This window comes from Lentzea sp. NPDC006480 (genome assembly GCF_040611995.1).
Lineage (GTDB): Bacteria > Actinomycetota > Actinomycetes > Mycobacteriales > Pseudonocardiaceae > Lentzea.
The window spans coordinates 1-8,546 of sequence record NZ_JBEXPJ010000259.1 but is presented as its reverse complement, the minus strand read 5'-3'; the positions used below and the strand labels follow the sequence as shown (position 1 = coordinate 8,546).

Genomic DNA, 8,546 nt, shown 5'->3' with positions numbered 1-8,546 from the left:
GCTGAGACGGTCGCCGAACTCACAGCTTCCTCGGGGCGGCTTGGAGCTTGGGCAACCTGAGGTAGAGCTCCTTGCCGAGCAGCAGGAGCACGCCGATCACGAGCATCGCGAGCCCGATCACGACGGTCACGAACGGCAGGTAGCGCTTGAGCGTCGTGGCGACCGGGGTGAGAACAAGTCCGAACAGTCCGAAAAACGTGACAAAACCGGCAGTCATCACCAAACCGGACATGAAGGCCCGTGTCGGGCTGTCGCGCGCCACGAGTGCCAAATACGCAGGCAGCATCGCGAATCCGCACGGGTTGACCGTGGCGAGCATTCCGGCGAGGACCGCTAAAGCGATGTCGTTCACGGGCTGAAGGCTAGAGTTGGTTCGTGCCGATCGAACAGTGGCTCGAAGCCATCCCACCTCTGCTCGTGTACGTGATCGTCGGCCTGGTGATCGGTGTCGAGTCGCTCGGAATCCCGTTGCCCGGTGAGATCGTGCTGGTCACGTCCGCCTTGCTGGCCTCGCAGCACGACACGCTGAGCCCGTTGTGGATCGGTGTGTGGGCGAGCGCGGGCGCGATCATCGGCGACAACTTCGGGTATCTCATCGGCCGGCGCCACGGACCCCGGCTGTTCGTGTGGATGGGGAAGAAATTCCCCAGGCACTTCGGTGAAACGCAGCTCGGCCACGCCCGGCGCGTGTTCCAGAAACGCGGCGCGTGGGCCGTGTTCTTCGGCCGTTTCGTGGCGCTGCTGCGCATTCTGGCCGGGCCGCTCGCGGGGTCGCTGCACATGAACTACGGCAAGTTCCTGGTGGCCAACGCGCTCGGCGGCGTGGTGTGGGCCGGTGGCACGACGGCGGCCGTCTACTACCTCGGCGTGGTGGCCGAGAAGTGGCTGAAGGGCTTCTCCTACGCGGGCCTGGCGATCGCCGTGGCGGCCGGCGTTATCGGCGTCTTCGTGGTGAAGAAGCGGCTGGCGAAGGCCGCCGAGAAGGCTGCGGCCGAAGACGTCACGGAGCCTGCGTAGCCCAAGCGGCGATCTGCGCGCGCGACCGCACCCCGAGCACGGTCTTGAGGTCGCGCACGTCCGCCTCCACGGTCCGCAGCGACACGTGCAGGCCGTCCGCGATCTGCTTGTTGGTCAACCCTTCCGCGACCATCGCGGCGACCCGGAGCAACCTTTCCTCGCGCCACGACAGCGGTCCGAGCGCCACGTCCTCGGTCTCCTCGCCCTCGTCCAGCTCCGGCAGGGTCGCCAGCACGTCGAGAAGCTTGTCCCGCACGGCAACGGAATCGTGCTGCAGCAACGCGTCGAACGCGAACACCCGCACCGACTCCAGCATCGTGAGCCTTTCGCCGGGTTGCAGCAGTGACCGCGCGTTGAGGCTCTTCGCGAGCTCCCACCCGTGCGGCATCAGGGCATCGGCGAGCTCCTCGCTGATTCCGCCCGGCAGCAAGGAGAACGTCCGCAACGCCGTTCGCTCGGCCTCGCTCAGCAACTGGTAGCTGCGGTCGATCGCCGCATGCAACGACCGGTGGTGCGCCTCGGCGTCGCGCGGTCCGACCGTGAGAGCCGCGAACCGGTGGTCAAGCCGCGCCTCGATCTCCTCCAGTGTCAGCACCCGCACGAGGCGCGCGGCCAGTTCGAGCGCCAGCGGCAACCGGTCGAGCTTGTCGCACAAGGCGTCCAGCAGTGCGGCGTGCTCGTCGAACTCGTTGTCGACGGCGGTGGCCCTGTCGCAGAACAACCGCTTCGCCTCGTGCGGCTCGAGCGGACTGAGCCGATACGCCTGCTCGCCTGGCACGTTCAGCAGCTCACGACTCGTGGCCAGCACACGAACCGTTGGGTGGCGCTGCACAAGATCCGCGCATTCCCGCAGAAGGTGCTCGCACCCGTCGAGGACCAGCAAACCGGGTTCCGGGGGCAGCGGTCCAGCGACTCGGGAGACCTCCGCGAGCTCGACCAGCATCGCGTGCTGCCGGTGGGCGATCAGTTCGTGCACCAGCCGCGACTTGCCCACCCCGGGCGGCCCCACGACGGTGACGACCCGGTGCCGCGCCAGCAGTTTCGTGAGGTCGGCCAGTTCGCCGTGCCGCCCGACGAACGTGTCGAGCCGCGCCGACCCGGACACGACCTCCCGAGCGCGCCGCCGATAAGCCCGCTGACGGCACGCCCCGGAGCAGTACTTGGCCGGAGCCGCGAGCGGGGTACCGCAGTCGTCGCAGGTCACCACTCACCACCCGCTGGAGGCATCTGCAAGTACCACCAACTCTTGATGAAACCGCCGCCGACTACGCCCAACCTGTTCGCCTGTTGCCGAACCAGCCCGGCGCTACCGAACTCGAAGCTGCGAGTTGGTGGTGGAAAAGGGCCTGTTGATGTTGAGTTGGTCGTACTTGCAGACGTCGTCATCGCACGCGCGCCGTCCGTGCCGCCAACTGGGTTCGCGAGCTGAGCCCGAGCCTGGTCAGCATCTGCGTCACATGTGAGCGCACGGTGCCGGTCGAGATGCCCAGCCGCGCCGCGATCTCCGGGTTCGTCAGGCCTTCCGCCACGAGGTCGGCGATCTGCTGCTGCCGCGCGGTCAACGGCTCGTCGCGCTCGACCTCGCTCACGTATTCCAGCAGCCCGGCGTGGTCGAGCCGTGCGCCCAGCCGCCGCGCCCTGGACACCCGCCGCTCCCCCGCCTCCGCCACGGCGAAGTCGCACGCGTCCGCGACCATCCGGTTCCACGGTGCTTCCTGCCGTGCACCGCGTGCGCTGCGTGTCGCGGCCGCAGCAGCCATCAGCACCACGGTCCGTTCGACCTGGTGCCGTCGTGCGGCGACCACGCCCAGACCCTCCAGCACGCCGGCCAGTGCGACCGACGACGGCGCGCCTTCCCGCAGCGCGACAACAAAATGCCGCTCGGCCAGGTCGACGTCGTCACGTTCCAGAGCGATCACCCCAGCGGTGTGCCGGGTGGCCATCAGCCGGTAGCCGTCCGGCAAGTCGAACGCGAGCGACTCCTCCACCGCCGCCAACGCGCCGTCCAGATCGTCGAGCCGCATCAGCAGCCACGCGTGATTGTTCAGAAACGTCATCAGCAACGACGAGTTGCCCAAGGCACGCGCGCACGCGATCGAACGCTCGTTGGCAGCCCGAGCACCAGCGAGGTCGTCAGTCACCGTGCGCGCGTAGCCGAGCGTGTTCCATGCGCGCGCCTCCCAGTTCGGCTGGCTGGTCGCCGGGTGCTCGACCAGAGCCTCGGCCAGCCGCAGCGACTCCTTCCCCTCGCCCAGAAAACCGGCCAGCCAGGCGGCGCGGAACACCAACATCTCCGAGTGGCCGGAAAGCGAGCCACCGGACAAGGTCTCCGCCGCCAGCCGCATCGCCTCGCCGTACGCGCCGCGCAGATACCAGACGTGGACGACGGCCGCGACGAGCCAGGTGTGCCGCGGGTCGGTGCGAGGCAGGCGGCCGACAGCGTGCAGCAGCTGGTGTTCCTGGCCGTCGAGCCACTCGTTGGCCTCGACAGCGATCGACGGTGCGCACGCCACCATGCGGATCATGCGCGTCAGCACGGTGATCAGCCGGTCGAACGTCGCATCCGTCTCGCCGCACTCCGCCAAGCGCGCCAAGCCGAAGAGGCGGATCGACTCGAGCACGCGGAACCGCGCGCTCGACGACGACGGCTGCGACCGGACCACCAACGACTTGGCGCGCAACGAAGTCATCAGCTGCACGATGTCGTCGGCGCAGGCGCACACCGCAGACGCCAGGTCGAGGTCGAAGTCGCCGATCAGCACGGAAAGCCGGCGCAGCGCGGACTGCTCGGCCGGGCACAGCAGGTCGTAGCTCCACCTGATCACCGCGTCCAGCGAGCGATGCCGCGCGGGCACGTCCGTCCTGGCCGCGGCGAGCTCGACCGCCAGCGGCAGGCAGTCCAGCAACGGATCGGCCAGTTCGGCGGCACCACCACACTCCACGAACAACGTGCGCGCGTCGGCGGCGGAGAGCGGGCCGACTTCGACGCACATCTCGCCGGCCAGATCGAGAGGTTCGCGAGACGTGACGAGCACCCGCAGCCGCGGGCACCGCGCGAGCAGCTCCGCGACCACCTCGGCGGCCTCGCGGATGAGGTGCTCGCAGTTGTCCAGCACCAGGAGGCGGTGCTCGGACAGCGCGTGCGCGACCGTCTCGGGCAGCGACGAACCCGGCTCCTCCCAGACGTTGAGTGAGAACGCGACCACGTGCCACAGCAGGTCCGGCCGGTGCACGGGCTCCAGCTCGACGACCGCGGTGGCGGGTTCGCCGGGGCACAGCTCGGCCGCCAGCCTGGACTTTCCCGCGCCACCGGAACCGACGAGCGTCACCAGACGGTGCCTGCGCAGAAGGCGTCGCACGGCGGACAGCTCGCGTTCCCGTCCCACCAGACGGGTGCGCGCGTTCACCGACGACCACATGCGCGCGATTCTAGGAGCGAATGCGGCGCGAAGAAATGTCGTCCAATCGCGATTGACAGGATCCCGCCATAACTGCACCACTACTCACAAAACCGGTTTGAACAGCCCAAATGCAGGCTGTCCAACGCCCGAACGGCCTGATCCGACCGGCGAATTGAGACGAATCAACCCCCTGTTGGAATTCCCCGCACCGCCTCGGCCACGGTCAGCGGCCGCAGAATCAGCGAACTCGTGTGCGTCTGGTCCGGCCGCACCTGGAACCTCGGCCGCACCGGGTTCGGGGTGTCGCCGACGCCGGTCACCGCCGCTGAGGCGTGCAACGTGGTCCACCCGTCGTTGCGCTGGCGCTGGAACCCGTACTCGGCGCGGTCGAGCTCGTCGTACCGGCTCACCGACACGTCCGGCGCGCCCGCGACCATCAGCCCGCTCATTCCGTCGGTCAGCAATGCCCAGCGCGTGTCGGTGTGGTTGCCATTGCTCTGCGGCCGGTCGTACGGCACGTATTCCTTCTCGACCGCCGACCGCCACACACCCATCGGCGTGCCGTCCTTGCGGTCGTTGTAGCTCTCGCCCGGCCCGCGCCCGTACCAGGAGAACTTCCCCAACCGCTCCGGCACCGCGAGCGCGATTCCCATCCGCGGCAGATAAGGCAACGACCGCATCCGCCCGGTCGGCACCACTTCCTGCCCGACGCGAATTGTTCCGGCCTCATCCACGTCGTAGGTCAGCGTCTGCTCGAACGCCGCATCGGTCACGTCCTCCGCGGCGGCCACCGACTTCACCGTGATCTTCGACCCGCTGACCGCGACCGAGGAAGCCTTGGTGCGCAGCCGGTCCAGACCGGCCGCGCGCCACTGCAACGACTCGTCGGTGCCCCAGGACGCGGTCTCGTTGCTCAACGGCGCCCGCCACACATCGAGCTCGGTGCCCTGCACCAGTTCCGTGCCCCGCACGCGCATCGAGGTCAGTGCACCGGACGCCTTCTGCACGACGTACCGGAAGCCGCGCCCGCTGATGATCACCTCGTCCGCGGTCTCCGAAAACGAAGCCGAGCCACCCGTCTCGACAACAGGAGCCTTGCCTCCCAACGAGAACTGGTCGTGCGCGTAAACCTTGCCGTCAACGAGCAGCTCGGCGTTGAGCCACCGTTCCGCGGCAGCACTCGAAGGCGGCACGGCAACCCGCACCGAACCACCGGGCTCCACCGACACCCGTGAAGAGCCGGTGAGCACGGTCCGCGAACCCTCGATCACCTTCCACCGCAGCTCACCCGCGATCGGCGCGAAGACCCGTTCACTCGCGGCCGCCAGCACACCGTCGGCGGACGAGAACCTGATCGGCTGATGCACCCACGCGAGCTGCGCGGTCTCCGGCTGCGGGTTCCGGTCCGCGTCCACCACCCCGTCCACACCCGCGACGCTCTCTCCGTGCGAGAGATAGGTGCCGCGCCGCTCCTCCCGGTCGAAGTCCAGCGCCAGCACCACGCGGGACCCGTCCGAGATCCGCACGTCGTCGATGATCCCGTGCGCCATCCGGCCTTCGTACTTCTCGCGCATGGTCTCCGCGTTGCGCCCGATGTTCACCGGATGGGCCGACCGCGGCACCGGCCCGGTCTGCGCGACGGACGCCACCTCGACGCCGTCGATCAGCAACGCCAGCCGCCCGCCCTCGTACTTGCCGGTGACCCGGTGGAACCTGTCGTAGAAGTCGGCGGGCACCGGCGCCCGCACCTTGCCGCCCGCGTAGAACTCCAGCGTCCGAGCATCAGCCATCCGCAACCCGTACTGGTTGCCCTTGGCCATGATCGTGAAGTCCGTGAACGGCAGCGAAGGCTTCACCCACGCGTCCAACGTCAACGGCCCCAGCAGATCCAGGCGAGGATCCCGGTACACCTCGACGAAGTCGTCCAGCCCGGAGAACTCCAGCGCCTTGCCCCGATGCCCATCCACAGTGGACGGCAACCCGGTGACGTGCGCCGTGATTCCGTTCCCGGACGAGTCCGGCGAGATCCGCAACGGCTGCCGGATGTTCTGCTCGGCCCAGTCCCAGACGAAGCCTCCCTGCGCCTGCGGGTTCGCCCGGATGATGTCCCAGAACTCGCGGAAGTTGCCGAGGCTGTTACCCATCGCGTGCGCGTACTCGCCCATGATCAGCGGCTTGGTCGTCTGGGCGACCTGCGTGGCGAACTTCTCCGGCGACGGGTAGCGCGGTCCCCAGACGTGCGCGAACGGCGCGTCACCGGAAGGCTTGTTCGGCTGGTGGTAGAGCGGCCGCGATGGTTCGTGCGCGCGAGCCCATTCCGCCATCCGGTAGTGCGCCGCCCCGAGTCCGGCCTCGTTCCCCGTGTCCCACATGAAGACGCTCGGGTGGTTCTTGTCCCGCTCGACCATCGCCACGAACCGGTCGAGGAACGCGTCACTCCACTCAGGACGGTCCGCCAGGCAGTCCTCTGGACAGTTCTCGTGCGCGTGCGTCTCGACGTCCATCTCGTCCGCGATCCACATCCCGCGCGAGTCCGCGAGCTCGTAGAAGTAAGGATCGCTCGGGTAGTGCGACGTCCGGACCGCGTTGATGTGCAGGCTCTTCATCAGCTCGACGTCGCGGCGCTGGTTCACCCGCGGCACGTGCCGTCCGTGGTCCGGATCGGTCTCGGACCTGTTCACTCCCTTGAACAGCACACGCCGGCCGTCGACCTTGAGCTGCCGTTCCGCGATGGTGATGTCCCGGAACCCGGTCGTCTCGCGCGTCACGAACCCGTTGTCGAGCTTGAGCACCAGCGTGTAGAGGTTCGGCGTCTCGTCGTTCCACCGCAACGGATCCCGCACGGGTAACACGAGCCGCGCCGAACCGGTGCTCTCGGCCACGAGCCGCCGGTCCTTGTCGTAGAGCCCGCCCCAGACCGTGCCGGGAGCCGTCAAGTCCAGATCAGCCGTGAGCACCGGGCCCTGCGTGGTGATCGAGACGTCCCGGATCCGCTTGTCCGGCGCGGAGTACATCCAGACCGACCGGAAGATCCCGCTGTAGCGCCACTGGTCGTAGTCCTCCAGGTACGACCCGGCGCCCCACCTGTGCACCTGCACCGCGAGCCGGTTGCGCCCGGCCACCAGCAGGTCGGTGACGTCGAACTCGGCCGGCGTGTACCCGCCCTGGTCGAAGCCCGCGTACTTCCCGTTGACCCACACGAAGTAGCCCGCGGTCACACCCTCGAACCTGAGGAACGTCCGCTGATCGCGCCACCCGTCGGGAACGTAGAACGACTTCACGTAAGCCGCGGTCGGGTTCACGTCGCGCGGCACGTGTGGCGGGTCATCCGGCCACATCTCCTCGACCGTGTTCCGGGACATCGGGTGGTCGAGCCCGTCGGTCTGCCAGGTATGAGGCACCGTCACAGTCCGCCACCGCGACACGTCGTAGCCGGGCTCGGCGAAACCGCGCGGCACCTCGGTCGGCAGGTCGAACATCCTGATCTGCCACGAGCCGTCGAGCGTTCGGGTGTACGGCGTGCTCTCTCTGCCGCGCAACGCTTCCTCGACGCTCGAGTACGGCCTGAGCTCCGCGTGATGCGGTTGCTGGCCCTCTCCCGTCATGCGCGGATCCTCCAGAAACCGGTACACATCCCGGTTTTCCGCCGGAGGAGCGACTACGACAGAAGCCAGCAACAACGCCACGATCGAACGCACCACGCACCCCAAGACACCTCGAAGTTGCGCAGAACATCCCAGAATCAAACGGCTTCGCTCAAGACTGACCGAAATTTCGCTCTTGTACAAAGCTGAGCGGTAATCGCTTATCTGACTGATCTATCGGACACGTCTTGTGGCCCGGCGATTACGCGCGGTATGGTCTAGACCTTCAACCGCCGCCGCGATGTACCTGCACGCAAGCAACATCAAGGCAAAGGAAGTCACATGAAGAATCGACCCAGGCTTGCTGCCGCGCTGGCAGGTGTTCTGGCTGCTCCGTTGGTCCTCGTGGCTCTCCCCACCGGCACGGCCTTCGCACACGGCTACGTGTCGTCGCCTGCCAGTCGCCGAAGTCGACCGCGACGTGCAGGCTCATGCACCTTCCCCTCTTCCGGGCACATGCTTACCCGATGTGACGGTGGCGGCG

At 67.9% G+C, this 8,546-nt stretch carries 5 protein-coding genes; 1 reads left to right on the top strand and 4 read right to left on the bottom strand.

Features of this window, described 5'->3' with window-relative positions:
* Positions 1 to 19: 19 nt before the first annotated feature.
* Positions 20 to 352 (bottom strand): cytochrome c biogenesis protein CcdA, encoded by a 333-nt coding sequence (locus tag ABZX92_RS43990; protein ID WP_355571838.1) that lies wholly within the window; start codon positions 350 to 352, stop codon positions 20 to 22.
* Positions 353 to 375: 23 nt separating this feature from the next.
* Here ABZX92_RS43990 and ABZX92_RS43985 point away from each other — a divergent pair, with 23 nt between their 5' ends.
* Entirely contained in the window at positions 376 to 1,017 is a 642-nt protein-coding gene (locus ABZX92_RS43985; RefSeq protein WP_355571836.1) for a DedA family protein, read from the top strand.
* Here ABZX92_RS43985 and ABZX92_RS43980 read toward each other — a convergent pair.
* The 3 genes from ABZX92_RS43980 to ABZX92_RS43970 form a co-directional block, all read right to left on the bottom strand.
* Positions 1,001 to 2,221 (bottom strand): LuxR C-terminal-related transcriptional regulator, encoded by a 1,221-nt coding sequence (locus ABZX92_RS43980; RefSeq protein WP_355571834.1) that lies wholly within the window; start codon positions 2,219 to 2,221, stop codon positions 1,001 to 1,003. The two genes, ABZX92_RS43985 and ABZX92_RS43980, sit on opposite strands and share 17 nt — an antisense overlap.
* 178 nt (positions 2,222 to 2,399) lie before the next feature.
* A complete protein-coding gene (locus ABZX92_RS43975) occupies positions 2,400 to 4,436 on the bottom strand; it encodes a LuxR C-terminal-related transcriptional regulator (RefSeq protein ID WP_355571832.1) in 2,037 nt (678 codons plus the stop codon).
* 164 nt (positions 4,437 to 4,600) lie between these two features.
* Positions 4,601 to 8,119, bottom strand: coding sequence for a glycoside hydrolase family 2 TIM barrel-domain containing protein (locus tag ABZX92_RS43970; RefSeq protein ID WP_355571830.1), 3,519 nt, complete (start codon positions 8,117 to 8,119; stop codon positions 4,601 to 4,603).
* Positions 8,120 to 8,546 lie beyond the last annotated feature (427 nt).